The organism is Burkholderia sp. Ax-1720 (assembly GCF_011753035.1).
Lineage (GTDB): Bacteria > Pseudomonadota > Gammaproteobacteria > Burkholderiales > Burkholderiaceae > Burkholderia > Burkholderia gladioli.
Window position 1 is genome coordinate 1 of record NZ_VWWK01000388.1, and the last position, 1988, is coordinate 1988.

Annotated in this window: 2 pseudogenes; both read left to right on the top strand. The window is 74.7% G+C overall.

The features are described 5' to 3' along the window. A pseudogene (locus F3J18_RS37005) lies at positions 1-1845 on the top strand (transcriptional regulator); the annotation flags it as partial. Between the two features lie 16 nt (positions 1846-1861). Then, positions 1862-1988: pseudogene (locus F3J18_RS38460) on the top strand (molybdopterin-binding protein); the annotation flags it as partial.

The window sequence follows — 1988 nt, forward strand, 5'->3', positions numbered from 1 at the left end:
GATGCGCTGGCCGCGGCCGCCTCGATCTGCGCCAGCCTCGACGGCATGCCGCATCCGGTCGAGCTGATGGCGGCCGACCTGGCCGCCGCGCTGGCCTCGAACGGCGACGTGCGCTCGGTGTTCGTGGCCTGCGCCACCGACCTGGACCGCTTCCTCGCGCAGCGCTCGGGCTCGCGGCGGCGCCTGTTGCCCCATGCGGACCTGCAGTTCGCCTGCCTCGATTTCGTGCATGGCCGGCTCGACCCCGGCACGCGCACCACGCTGCGCCGGCTCGGCCTGTTCCACGGCGCCTTCGAGGAAGGCGCGGCGATCGGGCTGCTGATCGCCTTCGACCGCGCGCTCGGCCTCGACGACACGCCGCCCGAGGCGGCCCGCCGGCGGCTGCGCCAACTGGTCAGCGCGGGCCTGGTCGACGACGTGGAATGCGACGGCGAGCTGCGCCTGCAACTGCCGCCGTCGGTGCGCCGCTTCGCGCTGGCCACGCTGGCGCGCACGCCCGAGCGCGCCACGCCGGGCGCGCTGCACGCGGCGCTGATCGCGCGCATCGTGGCGCGCCGCTTCGGCGCCGGCCCGTTCCTCGCGCCGCCTTCGGTGCGCCACGACCTGGCCGACCTGCGCGCCGCGCTCGAATGGGCGATCGACACCGGCAAGCCGGAACTGGGCGCGGACCTGCTCGACCACTCCGCGCCGCTGTGGGTGCGGCTCGCGCTCGGCGACGAATACGTGGGCTGGGCGCGGCGCGTGGCGATCTGCGGCAACGACGGCGAGGTGCGCCGGATCCGCCCCGAGATGCGCGTGGCGGCGGCGCTCGCCAACGCGCTGACCTGCAAGCGCAACGCCGCCGGCGAGGCGGCCCTGCAATGGCAGCGCGCCTACGAGATCGCCAGCGCCTGCGCCGACAATTCCACCCGGCTGCGCGCGCTGCTGCACCTGTTCTTCCGCGCCCAGATCCGCGGCGAGACCGATCGCGCGCGCGAATTCGCGCGCAAGTACGCCGAGATCGCCGACGCGGCGCACTGGCCGGCCGCGCAGCACAACGCGCGGTTGATCGAGGGCCTGCTGCGCGCCTATACCGGCGACCTGCACATGGCGATCCCGCTGCTCAGCGGCATGCCCGACGGGCCCAACGTCGCGCTGCCCGACGTGATCCGCGAGGCACGCGCGCTGGCCACGCGGCATGGGCTGTCGCTGCACCTGATCGCCGGCGCGGCGCTGTCGACCGTGCAATGGCTGGTGGGCGGCACGCCGCGCGAATGCGAGATTCCCGAGCTGAACGCCACCGACAACGAGCCGCTGTCCTGCTGCGTGGCGCTGCGCCATGCCTGCGCGCTGGCGGTGGTGGACGACGACGCCCCGCGCGCCGAAGCCTATGCCGCGGCGCTGGTCGAACTGGCCAGCTCGACCGCGCCGCGCCGCTGGCTGCGCACCGGGCTGGACGTGCAGCGCTGGCTGCTGAGCCGGCAGGGCGACGCCTCGGCCGCGCTGTCGCTGGTGGAGGAGATCGCGCGCCGCTTCGAATCGCATCGCGTGCCGCCGGTCGAGCTGGCCTTCGTCACCACCCTGCTGCCAGCGATCCCCGTGGCCACCACGCCGGCGCTGGCCGACACGCTCGCGCAGGGCATCGCCCAGGCGGTGCGCCGCGCCGATCGCACCGGCGAGCGCTGGACCATGCCCTGGCTGCTGCATCTGCAAGGCGTGCTGTCGCGCGCACGCGGCGAGGCGCAGGAGGTCACGCGGCGCGGCTTCCTGCAGGCGCTGCGCTGCGCCACCGAGCAGGGCGCCTATCGCATCGTCGAGCGGATCCGCGCCGATCTCGACGCGCTCGACGGCACCGCCGGCGGCTGATCGGCCGCCGCATCGCATCTGCGTGGAAGGCTGGAGCGCGATCGGTCGCTGGGGCGGCACGCGCTTCGGCGATTTCCTGCGGCGAGTCGGCGCCGACACCAGCGCGAAGTACGTGGGATTCCGCTGCGCCGACGACTACTACG